This window comes from Neobacillus sp. FSL H8-0543 (genome assembly GCF_038592905.1).
Taxonomy (GTDB): Bacteria; Bacillota; Bacilli; order Bacillales; family Cytobacillaceae; genus Neobacillus.
Window position 1 is genome coordinate 4,005,213 of sequence record NZ_CP151943.1, and the last position, 22,700, is coordinate 4,027,912.

The window sequence follows — 22,700 nt, forward strand, 5'->3', positions numbered from 1 at the left end:
CAGTAATGGAGGAATCATCATGAAATTTTCTGTTTTAGATAGGAAAGAAATCGTCAGTAGGCTTTGCTCTGATGTATATGATGTTCTAGTTATTGGCGGCGGAATTACAGGTGCAGGGATTGCGCTGGATGCAGCTGCTAGAGGAATGAAAACAGCTCTTGTGGAAATGCAGGATTTTGCAGCAGGTACTTCCAGTCGTTCGACAAAATTGGTTCACGGGGGCCTTCGTTATTTAAAACAGCTTGAAGTGAAACTGGTTGCTGAAGTAGGGAAAGAAAGAGAAATTGTCTTTGAAAATGGTCCGCATGTGACAAAGCCGGAATGGATGCTGCTACCCATTCTTAAGGGAGGAACGTTTGGAAGATTCAGCACAGCATTCGGTCTAAGTGTTTATGATTTTTTAGCAGGAGTTAAAAAATCAGAGCGCAGAACGATGCTTTCTAGAGAAGAAACACTTTTAAAGGAACCGTTGTTAAGACAGGAACATTTAATTGGAAGCGGTTATTATGTTGAGTATCGGACGGATGATGCTCGATTGACGTTAGAAGTCTTGAAAGCAGCCGATGAAATGGGTGCGGTCGTGTGCAATTATTCAAAGCTTCTCAAGCTAATCTATGAAAATGGTTTGGTTGCGGGTGTAGAGGTGGAAGACCAATTAAGCGGTAAGCAATATCAAATCAAAGCAAAAAAGGTGGTCAATGCGACTGGACCCTGGATTGAGGAGATTCAGGAATTGGATCAATCAAAGGGGGAGAATAGACTACGACTAACGAAAGGTGTTCATCTCGTTATCGACAATAAGCGCTTCCCTTTAACTCGAGCAGTTTACTTTGATACGGAGGATGGTCGAATGGTCTTTGCTATTCCACGTGAAGGCAAGGCCTATGTTGGTACCACGGATACCTTTTATTATCTGGATAAGGCAAAACCATATATGACAACGAAAGATGCTAGTTATCTTATTAGGGCAGTTAATTATATGTTTCCCAATCAATTCCTTACTGAAGCTGATATAGAATCAAGTTGGGCAGGAATTCGCCCACTAATCTTCCAAGAGGGAAAAAAAGCTTCGGAAATATCGAGGAAGGATGAAATATGGGATTCAAAGACTGGATTAATCACGATTGCTGGCGGTAAGTTAACAGGATACCGGAAAATGGCTGAAGATGTTGTTAATTTACTATCAGAAAAATTTATTAATGAAGAGGGGATAAGCTACCCCCGTTGTAAAACTAAAAAGCTGCCGATTTCTGGTGGGAATGTCGGTGGTTCTGAACATTTTAATACTTTTATAGAAAGTAAAACTGATAGAGGTATAGCTTCAGGGCTAAACTATTCTGAGTCAGTCCAATTAACCAGTATGTATGGATCCAATATTGATAAGGTTTTTGAACTCTTCAATAACCATAAAAAAGAGGCTGAAAAATATCGTTTACCATCCTTCCTATTTGCCCAATTAGTTTACGCTATCCATTATGAAATGGCGGCTACACCATGTGATTTTTTCAATAGAAGGATTGGAGCCATTTTATTTAATATAGATTTTGTGCAAAAGTGGAAAGTACCTGTCATAGCTTATATGAGTGAAACAATGGGCTGGAGCGAAGAAAAAAAACAACGATACACAGACGAATTAGAAACAGTCCTTCTAAGGTCAGCAAATCCAATTGATGAAGAATAAATACAAGTGCACAATGATAAGTAGGGGAATTACTATTAATGGTAGCTTTTTCATTTTTCCCAGTTTCAAGGAAAAACATTGACATTTTTGTGAAAAATAGCGATGGAATGGATTGCCTCGAATTTAAAGCGTTTTCATTAAGGTTTTTAAGTTGTTAGTAGTGGTTGAAAATGTTATTCTAGCAATTGTATTGATAACTTTTTTTCAAAGAATGTAGCTATTCACTATTTACATACTTCATTTCCTTTCGGGGAAATATAACCTTTAGTTTACAAGTTTTTTAACTAAAGGGTATTAAATGTATGAATTTTTGATGAGCTTCATTTTACTACATTTAATTAAAGGAGTTTGATTTTTCATGGCAGAAAAACAGTTTAAAGTAATTGCAGATACAGGAATTCACGCAAGACCAGCAACCTTATTAGTACAAACGGCAAGTAAATTTGATTCAGAGGTAACGTTGGAATATAAGAGTAAAAAAGTGAATTTAAAATCAATAATGGGTGTTATGTCTTTGGGAATTAGCCAAGGTGCAGATATCGTAATTAGTGCTGAAGGCAGTGACAGTGAAGATGCATTAAAAAGTCTTGATGATTTGCTAAAAAAAGAAGGACTTGCAGAATAATGCCGTTTTTACAAGGAATAGCTGCATCAAATGGTATAGCTATCGCTAAAGCCTATCGCTTAGTTGAACCTGATTTATCATTCGAGAATAAAACAATAGAAGATACTGTGTTTGAAATTGAAAGATTTCGTACAGCTATCGGCAAATCAAAGGGAGAATTAACAGCCATTCGTGACCATGCACAAGCAGAGCTTGGAGCAGATAAGGCTGCTATCTTTGAAGCACACCTTCTGGTACTAAGCGACCCTGAATTAAATGGACCAATCGAAGATAAGATTGAATCTGAGAAAGTAAATGCAGAAGCTGCCCTTAAAGAAATAACTGATATGTTTGTAACGATGTTTGAACAAATGGACAATGAATACATGAAGGAACGCGCGGCTGATATCCGTGATGTAACAAAGCGAATTCTTGCCCATTTATTAGGGGTACAGTTGGTTTCTCCAAGCATGATTTCCGAAGAAGTAATCATTATAGCTGAAGATTTAACACCATCTGATACAGCTCAATTGAACAGGCAATATGTATTAGGATTTACGACTAATATTGGCGGTCGGACATCACACTCTGCAATTATGGCCCGTTCAATGGAAATACCTGCTGTTGTTGGAACCAAAACAGCTACCGAGGATATCAATACCGGTGACTTAGTAATTGTCGATGGTTTAAAAGGTGAAGTACATATTAATCCAACACAAGAACTAGTTGAACAATATCGTAATATTCATCAAGAATATGAGGAACAAAAGGCCGAATGGTCAAAATTAGTGAATGAAAAGACAATCTCAGCAGATCATCATCATGTAGAATTGGCTGCAAATATCGGTACCCCGAATGATCTAAAGGGTGTTATTGAAAATGGCGGAGAAGGTGTAGGTCTTTACAGAACTGAATTCCTTTACATGGGCCGTGATCAGCTTCCAACGGAACAAGAACAGTTTGAAGCATATAAAGCAGTATTAGAGGGTATGAGTGGAAAGTCTGTCGTCGTACGCACCTTGGATATTGGCGGAGATAAAGAACTTCCGTATTTACAATTGCCGAAAGAAATGAATCCATTCTTAGGTTTCCGTGCGATTCGTTTATGTTTAGAAGAGCAAGACATATTCCGCACTCAATTGCGTGCCTTGCTTAGAGCAAGTGTCTATGGCAATTTAAAAATAATGTTCCCAATGATTGCTACTTTGGATGAGTTCCGTGCAGCAAAAGCCATGCTTGAGGAAGAAAAACAAAAGCTTGTTTCGGAAAAGGAAAAGGTTTCTGAGAATATTGAGCTTGGTATCATGGTGGAAATTCCATCAACAGCTATTCTGGCCGATCAATTCGCTAAAGAAGTAGATTTCTTTAGTATCGGTACAAACGATTTAATTCAGTATACGATGGCCGCAGATCGGATGAACCAACGTGTCTCCTATCTATACCAGCCATATAGCCCATCCATTTTGCGTCTGGTGAAAATGGTTATTGATGCAGCACATGCCGAAGGGAAATGGGCAGGTATGTGCGGTGAAATGGCTGGAGATGAAACAGCCATTCCACTTTTATTAGGTCTTGGTTTAGATGAGTTTTCGATGAGTGCCTCTTCTATTTTAAAGGCACGCTCGCAAATCAAAAAATTGAAGAAATCTGATATGGAGAAGCTTGCAGTCAAAGTGTTAAATATGCAAACGACCAGTCAGGTAATTGAAGCAGTAAATGAGGCAACCAAATAAAAATATTTATTTTAAGGACCAGCTGTATGCCTACAGTTGGTCCTTTTTGGTATAATTAAAGTACATTAATTTCCCTCACTTAACGTTTATTACCAATTACTTTTGGCTATGGTAAAAACATAAAGGAGTGATACTGATGCAACGTAAATCTCATTTCATTTTTATTTTCATTTTTCTATTCATAAGTTCATCTATTCTGTCTGCTTGCGGATTTCCATTTTCGCAGGAATTAATCGTAAATCGCTATGCAGATGCCCTTTTAACAAAAAGCAATGAGCTTCAATTTCGTTTTAGGATAAATAACGAAATACTTGATAAGCAACAATTATATAAGGTGAAAGTTACGATTCATGATTCCCAATTAGCAGCTGCAATTGGAAAAAGAGAAATCATTTATGGTGAGGATCAAGTTGTAAATGGTGAGTATTTAGAAGTAGAAGGCAGGAGTGAAAAATACATTTTCATGGAACCGATTCCCTTAAAAGATGATTTACATATTCATACACTTCGGAAAATGATCGAAAATAATAATGCCGTCTCGATTGAAATATATAATGATCAGGAAGTTTTCGGACGAGTTTACTTAACAAATTTTTCATCAGAACTTTAAAAAGTGATTACTAAAAAACTTAATGGGAAGAATATAGTTGTGCCTATAATTGGAGATTGTGCACTAGCCGGAACAGGATTGTTGTTCCGGTTTTTTTGTGTGAATTGAGCTATTATATAATTAGTTTGGAAAATATAAATGATGGGATTGATTAGATTGCTAACTCCAGAAAATACGGTAATTGGTTTTATTGGAACAGGCGTGATGGGAAACAGTATGGCAGGACATTTTATAAAGGCAGGATATCCGTTAATTGTTTATACAAGAACAAAGGAAAAAGCGAAAAAACTTATAGATAACGGTGCAAGCTGGGGAGAAACGGTTAATGAAATAGCTGAAAAGGCAAATGTGATTTTTACTATGGTAGGATACCCAAGTGATGTAGAAGAAGTGTATTTGGGGGAAAATGGATTAATTCCAAATGGTAAAAAAGGTAGTTTCATGATCGATATGACAACCTCTGCACCATCTCTAGCTGTAAAAATTTATCAAGCAGCAAAAAAGAAGGGAATACATGTTATTGATGCACCTGTTTCAGGCGGAGATATTGGTGCCAGAGATGCGAAACTGTCAGTCATGGCTGGTGGGGAGAAGGAATCCTTCGAGGCTGTTCAGCCATTGCTTGAACATCTTGGAACAAATATTGTCTACCAAGGAACCGCAGGATCAGGTCAGCATACAAAAATGAGTAATCAAATAGCCATTGCATCCAATATGATTGGGGTTTGTGAAGCAATTGTTTATGCGCAGAAGGCTGGTCTTGACCCTGAGAATGTCTTAAAGAGCATAGCAACAGGTGCTGCCGGAAGTTGGTCATTAAGCAACCTGGCACCAAGAATGATTAAAGGGGATTTTGAACCTGGTTTTTACATAAAGCATTTTATTAAGGATATGAAAATTGCTTTAGAAGAAGCAGAACATATGAAGATGGAGGTCCCAGGATTAGCTCTAGCAAAGTCTCTTTATGAACAGTTAGCAGAAAGAGGCGAAGAAAATAGCGGAACACAAGCATTATATAAATACTGGATGTAAGTGTGCAGTTGAATAATTTCCTTCTGAAATCAAAAACTATGATGGAAGTTGAAAGGGAGGAATTAATTAATATGGCTAAACGTACAAAAAAGAATGATCCACAGCAAAAAAATAAAAAGGGTTTTGATTCAGCAGTTATCAATGAAGAATTTGCTCATGAGTTGGGTTCTGCAGCGACCAATAAGATTCATAAGGATAAAGCAAAGAAAGAAAAGGCATCAAAGAATAATGGTAAATACAAAGGTCAGTAAAGTAGAAAATCCCTTCACTACATTAGTGAAGGGATTTCAGATTGTCGAGAAAGGGTATTTTTCTCGGCAATTTATTTCTTTTCTTAACAAATTTTAAAATTTGTTCCTGCACAGGGGCCTGTTGATTTCCGCTCCAGGCACTTGGTTCTTATTTACTTTGTAAAAGATACTCTTCTATCCGATTTAGCCCAATTTCTAATGTTTCAAATGAACATGCGTATGATAGCCGGAAATATCCTTCTCCGAATTTGGAAAAGGCAATGCCAGGGACGACAGCTACTTTTGCTTTATTAACAAGGTCTAGTGCAAAATCGAAGCTGTTTAAGGAGATCCAATCGGGAATTTCTGCAAAAAAATAAAAAGCCCCATCTGGTTTGACTACGTTTAACCCCATTGAGATTAGGCGTTTATAAACAAATTCACGCCTTTTGCGGTACTCTTCTTTCATTGGGATAGCATCATCGATACCATTAGTAAGAGCAGCCAATGCAGCCTTTTGAGCAATGGAAGTCGCACAAGAAACATTGTATTGATGAACCTTTAAGATGTGTTTTGTAATGTTCTCAGGCGCAAATAATAACCCAATTCTCCAGCCTGTCATGGAGTGGGATTTTGACAAACCATTAATCACAATTGTTTGTTCCTTTATAAAGGCAGCAATTGATTTATGTTGCTGGTCGTAAAATAGTTCGCTGTATATTTCATCGGCAAGGATGAAAATATCTCGTCCTTTTATGTAGGTGGCAAGTTCTTGTAGCTCTTGTTCCGTTAAGCTTACACCCGTTGGATTAGAGGGATACGGCAGGACGATACACCTGGTTTTATCCGTAATATATGGTTTGATTACATCTAAGGTAAAACGAAAATGATTCGGTCTTATATCCACATGCACAGGAACAGCCCCACACAAGCGAATGATGGGTTCGTAACCAGGATAGATGGGTCCAGGTAGAATAACCTCTGTACCGGCTTCTAGAATCGTTCTGAAGGTAATATCGATTGCTTCACTAGCACCTACAGTAACGATTACCTCTGATTCAGGTTCGTACTTAAGGCTATATTTTTTTTCCACAAAATCACAGGCTGCTTTTCTTAACTCTAAAATCCCTGCATTATGGGTATATGTTGTAAAATCGTTTTCAATTGCCTGAATACCAGCCTGTTTGACATGACTCGGGGTTTGAAAATCGGGTTGGCCTATAGTAAGAGAAATAACGTCCTCAATATGAGAGACTAAGTTATAAAACTTTCTTATACCCGAAACCTCGATATCTTTAACCCTCGTATTGATTAAATGCTCCACAAGATTCATCCTTCCGTAATATGAATACTACTGATTATAAACAGATTTTTATAAACATTCTACAAAATAAGAGAGCAGATATATAAAAAAACAGCCTGAGATAAAATTCAGACTGTTTACGGGGAATTATATAAAATTTGTTTTATTAATAACCATAGTCCCAGTCCACTTCATCTTCATGCCAGAAAACAGGCGAGACAGAACCAAAGTTAACGATTTTATTATCTAGTTTGCAGTTGCAATTGTCACAGCCACATTGGTCTTTGATTTCTTCAAATACAGAATGCTCAACATCTTCAATAAATGTAATATTCAGCTCTTGAAAAAGAATAGCAGTTCCTCTCATGGCTAAAGCACCTCTTTTTATTTTATTCATCATTTCAACCTCATGCCTATATTGTAATCCTGACAAGGTCGATAGTCCATATTAATGTGACATCGTTCACAAAGTCAACACAAAGCTATAGCAATAAAAAGAACAGGCTGATTTTGAATGACCAATGGAAGTATATAACAAAAAAAGCCGAAGGAGATTCGGCTTTTTTAAGTGTATCTTTCCCCTAATTTTTTGAAGACGGGTTTTTCGTAGGATCTTTGACCCTTTTTAGTGTTTGAAGGCGGTTGCTCCATTTCGGATATCCCGGTATATAACTGCAATAATGTTTTTGCTTGATTAAGTGCGAGAGAGGTCTTTGGATTCCTCACACTACTATCTAACTTACCTAAATGTGGAAGTTCAGAAAAATCTGCCTTTGTGGGCGGGATATGAAATGTATATCTTCCACATTCCACAAGTACATCAGACTGCTGTTGGCTGTTCCGAGGGTTCTGTGAAAAATGGAGCCCTACTTTTTGTGCTTTTCCATCAAAAATTAGTTTTTTTAATGATTCATGCTTTAATCTATATAAAAATTTGGGGTTAGTTGCAGTTTTTGCATGGCGATTCACAATAAAGACTGCTTGTGCGAGGTTATCGATGGTTAGATTTTCGTGTGAACGGGGCTGTTTTCTTTCATGATTCAAAGTATGTTCTCCTTTCCATTATTAAACTCCTTTATTATACCCTAATTGATATCCACAGCCAACGAAATTAGGAATAATGTTCTTTCCATAATTTTTTTGTAGTACGGTTCACATGTAGTATGATAGAAGTTAGAAATCATTTTCCTGAAATAATCTTTGTTTTCTTAAAATTTTCTTTCCTTATAATAATTTAATTGTAAAATAGAAATACAAGAAAGTAAAAACATTATTGTAAAAAATAAGAACTTTTTGCGTCTAGAGGATGATGAAATGGATCATTTAAAGAGTACATTAACTAAAGATTTAGCATCGGCACAAGTAAACGAGAAAATTCAAAAGATATTATTTGATATAATTTTTCAGCATGTTCAAGACATGGTCTATGTGATGAAGGTGGAAAAGGGCCCAGCTTTCAGGTATCTATTTGTAAATGCAGCTGGATTGAACCAAGCCAACCTCCCAATTGAAGTAATAGGGAAAACGATGACGGAAGCTCTTCCCTTGGATTTTTCCAGGGATTTGCAAAAAAACTATGAAAAAGTATTAGTAAACAGAGATATTGTTTCTTTTGATGATACCTTTTCATTTGCTGATGGCCGGAAAGTTTATGGAGAAACGATCCTAACACCTATTTTTAACGAGAAAAATCATATAAGCCATGTGGTTGCAGTTACAAGAGATATTACAGCATGGACAATTGAGAAAAATAAAATTATCGTAAGTGAGCAAAGATACCGTTCTATTGTTGACAATAATCTGGATGCGATTTTTTCCATCAGCCTTGAAGGAAAAATACTAGAAGCTAATCCGGCAGCAGCAATGATGACTGGTTATTCCGAAAAACAAATGAAAAATAGATCAATCTATAACTTAATTAATGATTGGGATTTAGAGAGTTTTAGAGTTGTGCTTGAGAAAACCTGCTCGGGATATGCATTAGAGTCCTTTGATTGTAAAATCATTCATCGGAAAGGGAAATTACTACTTGTTCATCTTAAAACAGTGCCCATCGTTATTCATGGAGAAATAAGCGGTGTATACGTTATCTGTAAGGACCTATCAGAACAAGTGAAAAATATGGAAACTATTAAATATATGGCGTTCCATGATCAGTTAACCAGTTTGTTAAACAGAAGAGCACTTCTTGAGAGTTTAAGCGAACAAATTGCTAATAATAAAGAGGAATTTGCGCTTTTTTCAATTGATTTAGACCGATTTAAATATATTAACGATACACTTGGTCATTTAGGCGGAGATGAAATATTAAAAAAAGTTGCCGAACGTCTTGTGCAATACCAGAATAATTTTTGTTTTGTTTATCGGCAGGGAGGGGATGAGTTTAACATTCTCCTCTTAAATAGCGGCCGAAAAAAAGCGGCGAACTTTGTTCAACAGATTTTTTCTTCATTTGTACAATCTTTTTATTACAATTCACAAGAGTACTACATCACGCCAAGTGTCGGGATTAGCATGTTTCCTAATGATGGGATGGATTCGGAAGTGCTTATCAAAAACGCAGATGAAGCATTATTTCGTGTGAAAGAAAAAGGTAAAGCCCATTATCAGTTTTATCGGACGGACATGAACTCGGAGACCACCAATATTGTCTTGCTTGAGACCCATTTGCGTAAGGCAATTGAAAAAGACGAATTAAAATTATTTTACCAGCCACAAGTAGATTTACAAACAAGTAAGGCAAGAAGTTTTGAGGCTTTGCTTCGATGGAATAATCCAGTATTCGGTTCGATTTCACCAGACCTGTTCATTCCCTTAGCAGAGGATACAGGATTAATTATACCTATTGGTCATTGGGTAATCGAAAGTGCCTGTAAACAAATACGTGAATGGAATCTGATGGGGTACAAGGACGTAAGAGTTGCTATTAATATTTCACCCAAACAATTTCAGCAGCATCAACTTGTAGAGACCATTTGTTTTATGGTTGAAAAATATAAAATCCACTCCTCTTCCTTAGAAATAGAAATAACGGAAGGGGCTATGAATAATACTAAGGAAACCATCCCCCTTCTAAAGAAGTTAAAGGAAATTGGAATAAAGATTTCTATTGATGATTTTGGAACAGGGTACTCTTCATTAAATTACCTGAAGGAGTTTCCAATCGATATATTAAAAATTGATCGTTCTTTTATCAGAGAAATACTTGTTGATGAAAAGGTGGCAGCAATAACTACTACGATTATTCATTTAGGGAAAAGCCTGGGATTGGAAGTGATTGCCGAAGGTGTTGAGTCAAGCAGCCAAGTGGAATTTCTTTTAAAAGCCCAGTGTCATAAAATTCAGGGGTATTATTACTCTCAACCAATTCCTGCAAAGGAAATTGAGGAAAACTATCTTGAAAATAAATAAAAAATCCTTATTCCTTGATGATAAGGATTTTTTATTTATTTGGTTTTAATGTAAATAGTGTTAGTTCAGGTTTTGCCATAAACCTGAATGGAAGTCGGGTGGTTCCAATTCCTCTGTTCACATATAAAGACAAAGGGTCTTTTTCACCTATGGAATAATATCCTTCCGGGTAGTTTTGCGCATAGGGAGGAATAATGAGTGCACCAATAAATGGGATTTGCACCTGTCCGCCATGACTATGCCCGCTTAACTGCCATGGTATTTGATGATTTGCTGCCTCATCTGCCACGTCAGGGGCATGGGATAATAGAATTTTAAACACATTGTCTGGCACATGCTGTTGCGCTAATTGTAAGTCTGGCCTGCCCAGCATTCGATCATCAATCCCTATCAGGTAAATTTTGCTGCCATCCTTCGCTTCAATTGCCTTAGAGTCATTTAATAGAATGGTGAAGTTCGCTGTTTCCATGATATTTTGATAAATTTTTGACCCATATCCCCCATGATCGTGATTTCCGAAAATACAATATTTACCAAGGGGCGCCTTTAACTTTGTTAATAGTGGGACGATTTGATTGATCTGATTAAATTTATTAGGTTCGTCCAATAAATCACCTGTAAATACAATTAGATCGGGTTCTAACTCATTCATTTTTGTGATTAGTTTCTGGAATTGGCTTACGTTATATTGAAACCCTAGATGGGTATCACTAAATTGAAGAATCTTGATTTCATCAAAGCCATTTGGGATTAATCGATGCTTAATTTCTAGAGTATTTATTTCTAGAAGGGAGGGCTCAATTCGATTGGCATATAAATATCCGCCTGAACTAAGGCCGAGTACTGTGAGAATTGTACCAAACGTACTTTTTAAGAATGTTCTCCTTTTCATTTTTTTAGCCATAATAATCTACCAACCTATCTCAAATTATTTATCAAGATACCTTCCAATAGTATTCTCTTTAAAAAGTAAGGATAATGCAAATGAAATCATCCGCAAAAATTTTGTTTCCTCTAAATAGTGCCTTAATACTATTATATGAATATTTAGAAAGCACTATGATGGTATGCTTTTAGAATGAACAAGATATTTACTGTAAGCGTATTGTATATTAGGTTATGGTATAATGAGGAAAAACTTTTTACGGAGGGTGCTTTGATGGATGCATTGGATATCCTAACGGATCTTGAAAATGTCATTCCTTATTTTCAGCCTATTTTTAGTGCCGATGAACAGCGTGTCATTGCATATGAAGTTTTGGGAAGATACCGGTCTGCAGGTAACATCATTAGTTTAGGTCCCTTTTTTCACGATGATCAAATACCAGAAGAGTATAAGTATGAGGTTGATCAATTACTTGTAAAAAAGGCATTAGAAAAATTGCTAGAGCTTGAAGATGATGTCAGTATCTTTTTAAACCGAGACGCAGATTTGCTTATGTATCGACATGGAGAGCCGTTTTTGCAAGAACTTATGGCTTTTGAAAAAAGAGGGTTGAATTTAAAGCGAATAGTCCTTGAAATTTCTGAAGGTAATTATGATGGTGATATCGATCAGCTTGATCATCTTTTACAATACTATCGAACGTATGGAATAAGGGTTGCCATTGCAAGTATTGATAGTGAATCGAATTTTATTGAACGGATAGGTCAGCTTAGTCCTGATATTATCAAAATTAATTTGCAGGCATTAAAATCAAACGCCACTTCAGCCAATTTTACGGACGTTTTATTTACATTATCTTTATTGGCAAGAAAGATTGGTGCGACATTACTGTTTGAAAATATTGAGATGAGTTATCAGCTTCAGTTTGCTTGGAAAAATGGTGGAAGATATTATCAAGGCTTTTATCTTCACCCGCCAGAACCAAAATTTATTGACCGTGAATCACTAAAGGAACGTTTAAAGGGGAAATTCCATGAATTTATTACTTACGAGAAAAGAAAATTAGAGGCTATATATTCAACAGCCGAATTTTTTCAAAATAAGGTACAAGATATTGTCCTGAAGAATAAAAAAGTAACCTATGAGGAACTCTTTCCATCTTTAGTGAAGGAATTGGATCAAATTGCTTTTCGGATGTATGTATGCAATGAAGATGGATTTCAGAAATCGGCCAATCATTTTAAAGGTAAAAATGGCTGGAGTACCCAATTAGAATATATCGAAAAAAATTGGAGTTGGCGTCCATACTTTTTAGAGGATATCATTAAAATGAGAAATGAAAGAAAGGGGATTTTGTCCGATTTATATTCTGATATTGAAACGGGGGAAACCATTCGCACGTTTTCCTACCCACTGAATGGGAATGACTACCTGTTTATTGATATAACTTATCAGTATCTATTTGAGCATGAACAACTGTTATAACTTACATTGTATAGTAAGTTTCATTGAGTGGGATTTTATATATAAACTTCTAAAGGAGAAAACCACTTATGAATTTGGTAAACGTGTTGTCAATTGTCATTGTTGCTGTTCTTGCGGTTTCGCTTATATATACCATGGGTGTTGCAAGACAGCAGAAAGCTGTCGAAGGGCAAAATGATACAAAAATAGGTATTCCAGTACAGAAACATATATATATGAAAAACCCCATTTTCTTAGCATATGGTATCTTTTTTACATTGGTTCTTTTTATCATCCTATTTGTAGCAATTTCCTTTTATTGAAAGGCCTCGTCACAGAGGCCTATTTTTTTCGATGAAATAACATATTATTCTTAAATTAATTGCAGTATTATGTCCCTTCTTGATGCTTTTTTTCGAATTATTCATAAGTTTACCTGGAATATTTGTTGTTAAAATAAATATATCAAAGCGGTTTCGATTGAAAGGGGATTAAGAGCATGAAGAAATTATCAATATTTATACTTATATTCTTATTAATTATACCTTTGTCTCCACAAGCAAAAACGGAATCGATTAACGAAGATGAGGTTTTTCCATTCTTACAAGAAGCATTTAAAGCACAGGTTGCACTCAGTGAAGCTCCCAGAACGAAAGAAGAAATAACTGAACTCCTAAATCCATATTTCTCTACTTCTTATCAAAGTATCTTTTGGGCTGAGAATATTGTAGAAGAAGGGGGAATGTTTCTTACATATGGATCTGACTTTGCCCCTAATTATATCCCGTTTTTTCAATACTCGAAGGAAACGAAAATAATCCAAAGGCCTGGTAAGGTCTACGTTTACGAATATTTTCCTGCGATGAATGAGGGACCAGTTAGCTACGATGGCCACTATAAGGGGTTATTATTGAAAAAGTTTAATGGGATATGGAAAGTAGACCAGCTGTTTATCGGTGACATGCCAAAGACTGTAGTAGAAAGCGATTTTTAATAAAATGAAAAATACAGCTGATAATTAGCTATATCTGGTAATTTTGGTGTATTTTATTGGTATATTCCGTTGAAAAAAAAAAGTTTCCCATTTTTTTCATTAATACTTGGACAAATGCTCTATGTTATTTTATTCTTTTACTATTGGCATATTCACAGTGGATAAATTTCAGGAATAATCCATAAGGATAGAAACATGCTAAAAGAGAAAAATACAGTAGAAAGTTTGCCTGTGTTTGAAAGGAGACTAATGCATATGTCACAGCTTCAAGGTATATTAACTCGTTTAAAAAACCTTCAGGAACAATCTAATGGAGGCGAACCTGCACAACGATTTTTCGAGGTGAATGGTGAAAGAAAGTGTCAGGTTACCTTTCATCCAAAAACAGAAACATTTGAATTAGAAGTATATAGTGAAAAAGAAAAGCCGAAACGTTACCAATTTGATAATGTTGATATGATTACAATTGAAATTTTTGATTTGATCCAATAGGAACCTTTATGGTTCCTTTCTTTTTCCACTTTTTAAGTGAGAACTCAGTATTTATCCCAGTCATCTGAGAAATATGATAGAATATACATGTGGTAAAACAAACATTGAGGAGTTATCGGCGATGATTAGTCTGCATAATGGGGAATTTTTAGAAATAGATATTCGGAATTTAATGATACCTTCTGAGCGTGTCGCACATGTGCAAATAGGAAACAATTTAGAGCATGCACTACTGGTATTAACGAAGAGTGGGTATACTGCTATTCCCGTATTAGATCAACATTATAAACTGCATGGGTTAATCAGTACGCCAATCATCATGGATTCCATTCTTGGACTGGAGAGAATTGAATTTGAGATGCTCGAAAAAAGACGCGTGGAAGAGGTTATGAATAGGTCGGTGCAACGAGTTAAAGTCACGGCTTCGATTAAAACCTGCCTTAAACTATTAGTTAACCATCCTTTCCTTTGTGTCGATACAGAGGATGGTTTTTTTGAAGGGATACTGCCTCGCAGCCTTGTATTAAGCCAATTAAATAAAGCGCTTAATAAAAACAATAAAATGTAAAATGGATTTATTGGCTCCCGATTGGGAGCTATATTATTTTTTATATGAAAAAGGGTGTCGATATGGGGGATTCAATAGGAAGTTTGAAAAAGCGTCAAACCAAGAAACCATTCGTTTTAGCAGCAGTCATGCTGGCAATGTTTATGGGTGCAATTGAAGCAACCATTGTATCCACAGCCATGCCTGCAATCGTTGCAGATCTAGGCGGTTTTACCCTTTATAGCTGGGTCTTTTCTGCCTATTTATTAATGAATTCGGTTACAGTCCTTATATATGGGAAACTCTCTGATTTATTTGGGAGAAAACCGGTTCTTACTTTTGGAATTATTATCTTTCTAATTGGGTCGATCCTGTGCGGATTTGCAACATCAATGAAAATGTTGATTATTTTTCGCTTAATTCAAGGATTTGGGGCCGGTGCGGTAACCCCTATTGCAACGACCATCGTAGGAGATATATACTCTGTAGAAGAACGGGCAAAGATTCAAGGCTACTTATCAAGTGTCTGGGGAATCTCAGCAATTACAGGACCAGCAGTAGGCGGGCTCCTTGTCCAGTATGTGAGCTGGAAATATGTCTTTTGGTTAAATGTCCCTCTGGGAATACTTTCATTGGTCGGATTATGGATGTTTTTACATGAAAATGTGGAAAAGAAAAAACATGAAATTGATTACAAAGGTGCAATTCTTTTAACCGTTTCAATTTCTTCACTTATACTTTTGCTTGTTGAAGGCGGTAGCCGCTGGTCTTGGGGGTCATGGCAGATAGTAAGCCTTTTTGTTGTGTTTGGGGCCGCCATTATTGGCTTTGTCCTACAAGAGGGACGAGCAAAAGAGCCGATGATGCCGTTTAACATTTGGAAAGAAAGGTCAATTTTTATCGCTAATATAACCTCTTTAACCACGGGTGTTATGTTAATTGGAATCTCTAGCTTTTTACCAACTTTTGTTCAAGGTGTAATGGAGCAAACTCCGATTATTGCAGGTTTTACACTCACAACGATGTCGATTGGCTGGCCAATTGCCGCCATATTCTCGGGTAAAATGATTCTCTCGTTAGGTTATCGGAAAACCTTAATTTTAGGGGGAGTAGCTCTTATTTTAGGCAGCATTGTCTTTGTGACAATGACCGCCTCCTCAGGACCTATTTGGGCTGCGCTAGGATCATTTATTATTGGTATTGGTATGGGGGTAACCTCGACAGCGTTTATTGTTTCGATTCAGAGTACGGTCACCTGGCAGCAGAGGGGAATTGCTACTGCAGCGAATATGTTCATGCGTAATTTAGGAAATACAATTGGTGCTGCCTTGCTCGGGGGAATCCTTAATAACCGGTTAGCAAGTTTCCTAAGTGAAAATACCACTGTTATAGACCGAGAATTAACTGTGGATTCCACGAACATACTTTTAAAAGAAAGTGAACGGATCAATTTACCAGAAACAGTCCGTTCTATTCTTCAAGAGGGATTAACCGTATCCTTACATTGGGTATATTATGTTGTCCTTACCTTCGCCGTACTAAGTCTATTCCTAATTTTATTTATACCTAAAAAGGAACAAAGTGCCGAATAATGGTGCGGCGCTTTTTCCTGGATTAAATTAAATTTTCAAATTATAATATTGTGGTCGAAGAAAAAAGGATAAAGGGGGATGGCTTTGTCCTCGTTGACAGAATTTCAGTTACTATCGGTTTTAGCGCAGGAAATGAACATGAGGAAGGCGTCAGAACGGCTTTTCGTGTCACAACCTGCCCTTTCACAGCGATTACAAACCATTGAGAAAGACTGGGGAACAAAATTGTTTATTCGCTCCCAAAAAGGCCTTTCGCTTACGCCAGCAGGTGAGCTGGTAATTGAGTTTATCAATGATGTTCTCTTTAAGGAAGAAAAGGTTAGAGAAACGATTCATTCTCTCCAAGCAGGTGTGTCCGGGACGTTGAAAATCGCCGTTGCTTCCATAGTGGGACAAAATTGGCTGCCGCAGGTATTAAAAAAATTCATTGGTAAATATCCGCAAGTTAAAATATCACTAATCACAGGGTGGAGCAGTGATATCTTAAAAAGCTTATACGACAATCAAGTACATATCGGAATCATTCGAGGAACACCTGATTGGAAAGGTGTAAAATTCAAATTATTTAGCGACCCGCTTTTTTTAGTTGATCGAGAAATAACAAAACTCGAACAGGTACTAGAAACCGACCGACCATTTATTCAATTTAAGAGCGACTCTAATTATTATCAAGAAATTCAGGATTGGTGGATGAGTAGCTATAAAACTTCACCAAAGCGGACCATTGTCGTTGATCAGATTGAAACCTGCAAGCAATTAACGTTTAATGGTTTGGGATACTCGATTTTACCGGGTATCACTTTAAATAACAACGAGAAAGGAATATTTAAAATCCCATTAATCGATGAAAACGGGGGCCTTCTTAAACGGGATACTTGGTTATTGGGCTATGAAGCGGCCTTTCACTTGAAGCAGGTTCAGGCGTTTGTCGAATTAGTTAATGAATTTACTGAACAAAGTAATTAGTAATTGTGTGTGTGTTTCTTGTTTTCAGAACTTTTGTTTGTTAAAGTAATTTTAATTACATAGGGGAGGAAATATATTATGAAAATGATGGATGCAAATGAAATTATCTCGTTTATACAAAATAGTAAAAAATCGACACCAGTTAAGGTGTATTTAAAAGGTGAAATTGCAGATATTAACTTTGGTAATGGAGCAAAGACGTTTATTAATGGCAATACCGGAGTTGTTTTTGGCGAATGGTCAGAGATTAGTGCCGTATTAGATGAAAATAAGGCTAGAGTTGAAGATTACGTCGTTGAAAATGACCGCCGTAATTCTGCAATTCCACTGCTAGATACAAAAAATATTAATGCACGAATTGAGCCTGGTGTAACAATTCGTGATCAGGTTGAAATTGGTGATAATGCGGTTATTATGATGGGTGCGGTTATCAATATCGGTGCCGTTATTGGTGACAGAACGATGATCGATATGGGTGTTGTCCTTGGCGGAAGAGCGACAGTCGGTAATGACTGTCATATTGGTGCAGGAACTGTTTTAGCAGGTGTAATCGAGCCACCGTCTGCAAAGCCTGTCGTCATTGAAGACGAGGTTTTAATTGGGGCAAATGCAGTAGTTGTTGAGGGAGTTACTGTTGGTAAAGGAGCAGTAGTTGCCGCAGGTGCAGTGGTACTATCTGATGTCGCGCCATATACAGTAGTTGCTGGCACACCAGCAAGAAAAATAAAAGACATTGATGACAAAACAAAGTCAAAAACAGAAATAATGCAAGAACTTCGTCAAATATAAAAAAAGTGGAAAGCGTGGAAATTTTCCGCGCTTTCTTTTTCGGTATAGGAGGAGTATGTCATGAACCCGTTTGTGAAAATTAGACGTGATCTTCACCAAATTCCTGAATTAGGATTCCAAGAATATAAAACACAAGCCTATTTATTAAATTACCTAGTATCATTGTCGCAAGAACGGATAACAATTAAAAAGTGGAAAACGGGATTGTTTGTAAAACTTCACGGTTTAAGTCCAAGTAAATTAATTGGGTATCGGGCAGATATCGATGGTCTGCCAATTGATGAAGAAACAGGATTAGACTGTTCCTCCACACATGAACATCAAATGCATGCCTGTGGACATGATTTCCATATGAGTATCGCTCTTGGTGTCCTTACACATTTTGTCGGAAACCCTATTAATGATGACTTATTGTTTATATTTCAGCCTGCAGAGGAAGGACCTGGTGGGGCTGAACCAATGTTGAAATCAGACATTATGCAGGAATGGAAGCCAGATATGATCTTTGCCCTGCATATCGCTCCAGAGTACCCAGTAGGAACGATTGCACTAAAGGAGGGGTTATTATTTGCGAACACCTCTGAATTGTTTATAGACCTAAAAGGTAAAGGAGGACATGCAGCATATCCTCATCAAACGAATGATATGGTGATTGCAGCTTGTTCATTAGTTAGCCAACTCCAAACAATTGTCTCTCGAAATATAGACCCGCTTGATAGCGCGGTTATTACAATAGGAAAAATTACAGGCGGAACCGTACAAAATATTATTGCGGAAAAAGCAAGGCTTGAAGGGACAATTAGAACCTTGTCCGCCGATTCCATGGACAAGGTAAAACAGCGAATCCATTCACTCGTCAAAGGGGTCGAGGCAGGCTATGAATGTGAAGCCGAGATTGATTATGGTTCGATGTACCACCAGGTTAATAACGATGAGCTGCTAACAAGAGACTTCATGCAATTCATCCAGTCAAAAACAGATGTAGAGGTTATTGAATGCCGTGAAGCCATGACAGGTGAAGATTTTGGATATATGCTGAAGGAAATACCTGGACTTATGTTCTGGCTTGGCGTCGACTCTCCGTTTGGGCTTCATCATGCTAGATTAAATCCAAAGGAAGATGCAATAGCTGTCGCGATTAATGTCCTTACCAGCTATCTTACTTATCAAGGAAATGAATAAAATGTTAAAAGGCGTAGTATTTTGTCTTTTTTAGCATCAATGGTAAACTTAAATGAGGAATATTGTAACATATTCTGTTTTTAAATAGGGTAAACTTATTAAAGGGGAAAATTAAATTATTAACAAAAATTAATCTTTAATTAAATTAATTATAATTTAATTTTGACTCTAAATAGTTTGTAGCCTATAATTTAGATTGTGAAGATGGTAGCAATCATTGCTATCACTAATTTAATTTATTTTTTGGAGGGATTAGATATGCCAGAACGTATGGTAGGTAAGCAAGCACCAAGATTTGAAATGGATGCTGTAATGCCGAACAAAGAATTTGGAAAAGTAAGCCTTGAAGAAAATATGAAAAACGATAAATGGACAGTATTGTTCTTCTATCCAATGGACTTTACTTTTGTATGTCCAACAGAAATCACTGCACTTTCAGATCGTTATGATGAATTTGATGATCTTGATGCAGTAGTTATTGGTGCCTCAACTGACACGATACATACCCACCTAGCTTGGATTAAAACAGACCGCAAGGAAAATGGTCTTGGTGATTTAAACTATGCATTAGCAGCAGATACAAACCATGAAGTCGCACGTGACTATGGTGTGTTAATTGAAGAAGAAGGTATCGCATTACGCGGTTTATTCATCATCAGCCCAGAAGGTGAATTAATGTATTCTGTTGTAAACCACAACAATATTGGCCGTGACGTTGATGAAACTCTACGTGTGCTTCAAGCTTTACAAACAGGCGGTCTTTGCCCAGCGAATTGGAAGCCAGGTCAAGCTACATTAAACGTATAAATTCGACTTAACAATAATGAGACCTAACCTGATTTTAGCGTTAGGTCTTTTTTAAAATAGGGGGATAATCATGAAATTACGTACAGAAATGCCAGAATTAACAGGCGCTGTTGAATGGTTGAATGGCGAAGTGACAAAAGAGGATTTAGTTGGCAATAAGCCAACGCTTATTCACTTTTGGTCAGTGAGCTGCCATTTATGTAAAGAAGCTATGCCGCAGGTTAATCAGTTCCGTGATCAATATAAAGATAAATTGAATGTTGTTGCTGTCCATATGCCAAGGTCTGAAGAAGATTTAAACCTTGACCAAATCAAACAGGTAGCAGCTGAACATGAAATTAGTCAACCAATCTATGTTGACAGTGAGCATAAATTAGCAGATAAATTTGAAAATCAATATGTTCCTGCCTATTATGTCTTTGACCGCGAAGGCAAGCTCCGACATTTCCAAGCAGGCGGGAGCGGCATGAAGATGCTCGAGAAAAGAGTCAACCGTGTGTTAGACGAGCTAGAAAAAACGGAATAAGAGAATGAATAGGAAGGCTGCCCTAATTGGTGCAGCCTTTTTTGCGTTCAATTTTATCTGAGAGATTCATTTGAAGTTTTTAATGAGGCTGTAACTATAACTACTCTCCTATCGTCCGTATTAATAAGTAGTTTAAATGAGAGAAAAGGGGTGTCGTAAATTGAAAAAAGGATTGAAAATGATTATTCCATTATTAATGTTTTCTTTTATTTATCTAACTGCCTGTAGTTCAAACAGTCAAAGTGAAGACGCAAAAATGAGTTTACCTGAGGCAGCGGTTATGGATTCGGGTTCGGGTTCGGGTGAAACCACTAATGCCGAGCAGGATTACTCCATTTCAAATGAAACAGAGAAAAAGGAACAATCTGAAACAACTAGAATGGAAGTACCAAATCAGATGGTCATATACCAAGCTGAATTACATTTGCGCGTAAAGAAATTTGAACAGACATTACAAAACTTAGAAGAAAAAGTGGGAAAGTATGGTGGGTATATAGCGGAGTCGAATGTAAGTAAGGAAGGGGATGAACAGCTTAGTGGAAGTATAAGAATTCGTATCCCCCAAAAACATTTCCAAACTTTTTTACACGAAGCTGAAGGTCAAGCTGTCGAAGTGTTACATCGAAAAATAAGTGGTGATGATGTTACCGAGGAATACGTCGATCTTGAATCAAGATTGAAATCTAAAAGGATAGTTGAAGAGCGCCTGATTTCATTTATGAACAATGCTGAAAAAACGGAAGATGTATTGAAAATCTCTGACGATTTAGCCAACGTACAGGAAGAAATAGAAAAAATTGAGGGAAGAAAAAAGTTTCTAGAAAATCAAACATCACTTTCAACGATTTTCATTACGCTTTACGAAAATAAAGTAACTGTTCCTTCTCTGGAAAATGACGACCTTAATACCTGGGAGAAAACGAAAAAGCAATTTATGAAAAGTACGAATATGCTGTTAGCAGGAATCTCCGGGTTAGTTGTCTTTTTACTTGGCAACCTGCCAATACTACTAATAATAACAGCCATAGGCTTTCTTCTTTTATTTTATCTAAAGAGAATTTTAAAAAGAAATGGAAATGAATGATGGCGGTAATTAATTGAGTAAGTTATGATAAAATGATAATTGCTGGATTGTTTAATTGACAATTGTTGGGGGAGTTTTAGTGAAGAAAAATTTTGCAGTAATTGGACTAGGGCGGTTTGGCGGCAGTATTTGCCGAACACTTTCCGATGAGGGCTTTGATGTACTAGCGATTGATGAGAATGAAGAAAGAGTAAATGCCTATGCGATGATTGCTTCACATGCTGCTGTTGGTGATACCACAGATGAAGCGGTCTTGAAGAGCCTGGGAATTCGAAATTTTGATCATGTAATCGTGGCGATTGGTGATAATATTCAAGCAAGTATCTTAACGACACTGATCCTAAAAGAGCTAGGAGTTCAGCACATTACGGTTAAGGCCCAAAATGATTATCATGAGAAGGTATTGTTGAAAATTGGCGCGGATAAGGTGGTTCACCCTGAAAGAGATATGGGAAGAAGAATCGCCCATAACATGGCCTCAAGCAGCGTCCTAGACTACTTAGAGCTATCTGATGAACACAGTATTGTTGAAATAGTCGCAAACAAAAAAATTGGCGGACACACAATTATTGATTTAGATATCCGTAAAAAATATGGCTTAAATATTGTTGCCATCAAGCGCGGACTAGATATTATCGTTTCTCCGATGGCTAATGAGGAAATTCAAGTAAATGATGTGTTAATTGTTATCGGTAATGATAATGATATCGACCGGTTTGAAAGAAAAGTATTAAGCTAACTAGAAAAGCGGAAGCGCGAGGGCGCTT

At 36.9% G+C, this 22,700-nt stretch carries 24 protein-coding genes; 20 read left to right on the top strand and 4 right to left on the bottom strand.

What is annotated here, in order from left to right:
* Positions 1-19 precede the first annotated feature (19 nt).
* The 6 genes from NSS81_RS20165 to NSS81_RS20190 all read left to right on the top strand — a co-directional run bounded on the left by NSS81_RS20165 (position 20) and on the right by NSS81_RS20190 (position 5,911).
* A complete protein-coding gene (locus NSS81_RS20165; protein WP_342430418.1) occupies positions 20-1,681 on the top strand; it encodes a glycerol-3-phosphate dehydrogenase/oxidase in 1,662 nt (553 codons plus the stop codon).
* Positions 1,682-2,039: 358 nt separating this feature from the next.
* Entirely contained in the window at positions 2,040-2,306 is a 267-nt protein-coding gene (locus tag NSS81_RS20170) for a phosphocarrier protein HPr (protein ID WP_342430419.1), read from the top strand.
* Entirely contained in the window at positions 2,306-4,018 is a 1,713-nt protein-coding gene (ptsP, locus tag NSS81_RS20175; RefSeq protein WP_342430420.1) for a phosphoenolpyruvate--protein phosphotransferase, read from the top strand. Before NSS81_RS20170 ends, ptsP begins: the two co-directional genes overlap by 1 nt.
* 136 nt (positions 4,019-4,154) lie before the next feature.
* A complete protein-coding gene (locus NSS81_RS20180) occupies positions 4,155-4,628 on the top strand; it encodes a hypothetical protein (protein ID WP_342430421.1) in 474 nt (157 codons plus the stop codon).
* Between the two features lie 156 nt (positions 4,629-4,784).
* Positions 4,785-5,660 (top strand): NAD(P)-dependent oxidoreductase, encoded by an 876-nt coding sequence (locus tag NSS81_RS20185; protein WP_342434090.1) that lies wholly within the window; start codon positions 4,785-4,787, stop codon positions 5,658-5,660.
* Positions 5,661-5,731: 71 nt separating this feature from the next.
* Entirely contained in the window at positions 5,732-5,911 is a 180-nt protein-coding gene (locus NSS81_RS20190; protein ID WP_342430422.1) for a hypothetical protein, read from the top strand.
* Between the two features lie 148 nt (positions 5,912-6,059).
* Here the strand turns inward: NSS81_RS20190 and NSS81_RS20195 are convergent, their stop codons facing one another.
* From NSS81_RS20195 to NSS81_RS20205, 3 genes are all read right to left on the bottom strand, one after another.
* Complete coding sequence (locus NSS81_RS20195; RefSeq protein WP_342430423.1) at positions 6,060-7,214, bottom strand: aminotransferase A; 1,155 nt, start codon at positions 7,212-7,214, stop codon at positions 6,060-6,062.
* 145 nt (positions 7,215-7,359) lie between these two features.
* Entirely contained in the window at positions 7,360-7,593 is a 234-nt protein-coding gene (locus tag NSS81_RS20200; RefSeq protein ID WP_342430424.1) for a hypothetical protein, read from the bottom strand.
* A 164-nt stretch (positions 7,594-7,757) separates the two neighbouring features.
* Positions 7,758-8,237, bottom strand: coding sequence for a YkyB family protein (locus NSS81_RS20205; protein WP_342430425.1), 480 nt, complete (start codon positions 8,235-8,237; stop codon positions 7,758-7,760).
* Positions 8,238-8,507: 270 nt separating this feature from the next.
* Here NSS81_RS20205 and NSS81_RS20210 point away from each other — a divergent pair, with 270 nt between their 5' ends.
* The gene (locus tag NSS81_RS20210) at positions 8,508-10,604 is read left to right on the top strand and encodes an EAL domain-containing protein (RefSeq protein ID WP_342430426.1); all 2,097 of its coding nucleotides are present in this window, start codon (positions 8,508-8,510) and stop codon (positions 10,602-10,604) included.
* Positions 10,605-10,635: 31 nt separating this feature from the next.
* Here NSS81_RS20210 and NSS81_RS20215 read toward each other — a convergent pair whose 3' ends face one another.
* The gene (locus NSS81_RS20215) at positions 10,636-11,508 is read right to left on the bottom strand and encodes a metallophosphoesterase (RefSeq protein WP_342430427.1); all 873 of its coding nucleotides are present in this window, start codon (positions 11,506-11,508) and stop codon (positions 10,636-10,638) included.
* A gap of 255 nt (positions 11,509-11,763) precedes the next feature.
* Here NSS81_RS20215 and NSS81_RS20220 point away from each other — a divergent pair, with 255 nt between their 5' ends.
* The 13 genes from NSS81_RS20220 (at position 11,764) to NSS81_RS20280 (ending at position 22,672) form a co-directional block, all read left to right on the top strand.
* Positions 11,764-12,975: an EAL-associated domain-containing protein gene (locus NSS81_RS20220; RefSeq protein ID WP_342430428.1), complete on the top strand. Its 1,212-nt coding sequence runs from the start codon at positions 11,764-11,766 to the stop codon at positions 12,973-12,975.
* 68 nt (positions 12,976-13,043) lie between these two features.
* Complete coding sequence (locus NSS81_RS20225) at positions 13,044-13,277, top strand: hypothetical protein (protein WP_342430429.1); 234 nt, start codon at positions 13,044-13,046, stop codon at positions 13,275-13,277.
* Between the two features lie 176 nt (positions 13,278-13,453).
* Entirely contained in the window at positions 13,454-13,948 is a 495-nt protein-coding gene (locus NSS81_RS20230; RefSeq protein ID WP_342430430.1) for a DUF3993 domain-containing protein, read from the top strand.
* 255 nt (positions 13,949-14,203) lie between these two features.
* The gene (locus NSS81_RS20235) at positions 14,204-14,440 is read left to right on the top strand and encodes a YkuJ family protein (protein WP_342430431.1); all 237 of its coding nucleotides are present in this window, start codon (positions 14,204-14,206) and stop codon (positions 14,438-14,440) included.
* A gap of 121 nt (positions 14,441-14,561) precedes the next feature.
* Positions 14,562-15,008, top strand: a complete 447-nt coding sequence (gene cbpB, locus NSS81_RS20240) for a cyclic-di-AMP-binding protein CbpB (protein WP_342430432.1) — start codon at positions 14,562-14,564, stop codon at positions 15,006-15,008.
* A gap of 62 nt (positions 15,009-15,070) precedes the next feature.
* Positions 15,071-16,579, top strand: coding sequence for an MDR family MFS transporter (locus tag NSS81_RS20245; protein ID WP_342430433.1), 1,509 nt, complete (start codon positions 15,071-15,073; stop codon positions 16,577-16,579).
* A 78-nt stretch (positions 16,580-16,657) separates the two neighbouring features.
* A complete protein-coding gene (locus NSS81_RS20250; RefSeq protein ID WP_342430434.1) occupies positions 16,658-17,545 on the top strand; it encodes a LysR family transcriptional regulator in 888 nt (295 codons plus the stop codon).
* 78 nt (positions 17,546-17,623) lie between these two features.
* Positions 17,624-18,334, top strand: a complete 711-nt coding sequence (gene dapD, locus NSS81_RS20255; RefSeq protein ID WP_342430435.1) for a 2,3,4,5-tetrahydropyridine-2,6-dicarboxylate N-acetyltransferase — start codon at positions 17,624-17,626, stop codon at positions 18,332-18,334.
* A gap of 60 nt (positions 18,335-18,394) precedes the next feature.
* Positions 18,395-19,516, top strand: a complete 1,122-nt coding sequence (locus NSS81_RS20260) for an N-acetyldiaminopimelate deacetylase (RefSeq protein ID WP_342430436.1) — start codon at positions 18,395-18,397, stop codon at positions 19,514-19,516.
* Positions 19,517-19,774: 258 nt separating this feature from the next.
* A complete protein-coding gene (locus NSS81_RS20265; RefSeq protein ID WP_342430437.1) occupies positions 19,775-20,323 on the top strand; it encodes a peroxiredoxin in 549 nt (182 codons plus the stop codon).
* Between the two features lie 70 nt (positions 20,324-20,393).
* Positions 20,394-20,849, top strand: a complete 456-nt coding sequence (locus NSS81_RS20270; protein WP_342430438.1) for a TlpA disulfide reductase family protein — start codon at positions 20,394-20,396, stop codon at positions 20,847-20,849.
* Positions 20,850-21,009: 160 nt separating this feature from the next.
* Positions 21,010-21,933 carry a DUF4349 domain-containing protein gene (locus NSS81_RS20275; protein ID WP_342430439.1) on the top strand — a complete coding sequence of 308 codons (924 nt, stop codon included), beginning with the start codon at positions 21,010-21,012 and terminating at the stop codon, positions 21,931-21,933.
* 79 nt (positions 21,934-22,012) lie between these two features.
* The gene (locus tag NSS81_RS20280) at positions 22,013-22,672 is read left to right on the top strand and encodes a TrkA family potassium uptake protein (protein ID WP_342430440.1); all 660 of its coding nucleotides are present in this window, start codon (positions 22,013-22,015) and stop codon (positions 22,670-22,672) included.
* Positions 22,673-22,700: the final 28 nt, after the last annotated feature.

Coding starts and splice junctions, on each gene's coding strand:
- dapD (WP_342430435.1), top strand. CDS start 17,624: ATGAAAATGATGGATGCAAATGAAATTATCTCGTTTATACAAAATAGT.
- NSS81_RS20230 (WP_342430430.1), top strand. CDS start 13,454: ATGAAGAAATTATCAATATTTATACTTATATTCTTATTAATTATACCT.
- NSS81_RS20180 (WP_342430421.1), top strand. CDS start 4,155: ATGCAACGTAAATCTCATTTCATTTTTATTTTCATTTTTCTATTCATA.
- NSS81_RS20225 (WP_342430429.1), top strand. CDS start 13,044: ATGAATTTGGTAAACGTGTTGTCAATTGTCATTGTTGCTGTTCTTGCG.
- NSS81_RS20170 (WP_342430419.1), top strand. CDS start 2,040: ATGGCAGAAAAACAGTTTAAAGTAATTGCAGATACAGGAATTCACGCA.
- NSS81_RS20220 (WP_342430428.1), top strand. CDS start 11,764: ATGGATGCATTGGATATCCTAACGGATCTTGAAAATGTCATTCCTTAT.
- NSS81_RS20235 (WP_342430431.1), top strand. CDS start 14,204: ATGTCACAGCTTCAAGGTATATTAACTCGTTTAAAAAACCTTCAGGAA.
- NSS81_RS20210 (WP_342430426.1), top strand. CDS start 8,508: ATGGATCATTTAAAGAGTACATTAACTAAAGATTTAGCATCGGCACAA.
- NSS81_RS20265 (WP_342430437.1), top strand. CDS start 19,775: ATGCCAGAACGTATGGTAGGTAAGCAAGCACCAAGATTTGAAATGGAT.
- NSS81_RS20190 (WP_342430422.1), top strand. CDS start 5,732: ATGGCTAAACGTACAAAAAAGAATGATCCACAGCAAAAAAATAAAAAG.
- NSS81_RS20250 (WP_342430434.1), top strand. CDS start 16,658: ATGGCTTTGTCCTCGTTGACAGAATTTCAGTTACTATCGGTTTTAGCG.
- NSS81_RS20245 (WP_342430433.1), top strand. CDS start 15,071: ATGGGGGATTCAATAGGAAGTTTGAAAAAGCGTCAAACCAAGAAACCA.
- NSS81_RS20270 (WP_342430438.1), top strand. CDS start 20,394: ATGAAATTACGTACAGAAATGCCAGAATTAACAGGCGCTGTTGAATGG.
- ptsP (WP_342430420.1), top strand. CDS start 2,306: ATGCCGTTTTTACAAGGAATAGCTGCATCAAATGGTATAGCTATCGCT.
- NSS81_RS20260 (WP_342430436.1), top strand. CDS start 18,395: ATGAACCCGTTTGTGAAAATTAGACGTGATCTTCACCAAATTCCTGAA.
- NSS81_RS20215 (WP_342430427.1), bottom strand. CDS start 11,508: ATGGCTAAAAAAATGAAAAGGAGAACATTCTTAAAAAGTACGTTTGGT.
- cbpB (WP_342430432.1), top strand. CDS start 14,562: ATGATTAGTCTGCATAATGGGGAATTTTTAGAAATAGATATTCGGAAT.
- NSS81_RS20200 (WP_342430424.1), bottom strand. CDS start 7,593: ATGATGAATAAAATAAAAAGAGGTGCTTTAGCCATGAGAGGAACTGCT.
- NSS81_RS20165 (WP_342430418.1), top strand. CDS start 20: ATGAAATTTTCTGTTTTAGATAGGAAAGAAATCGTCAGTAGGCTTTGC.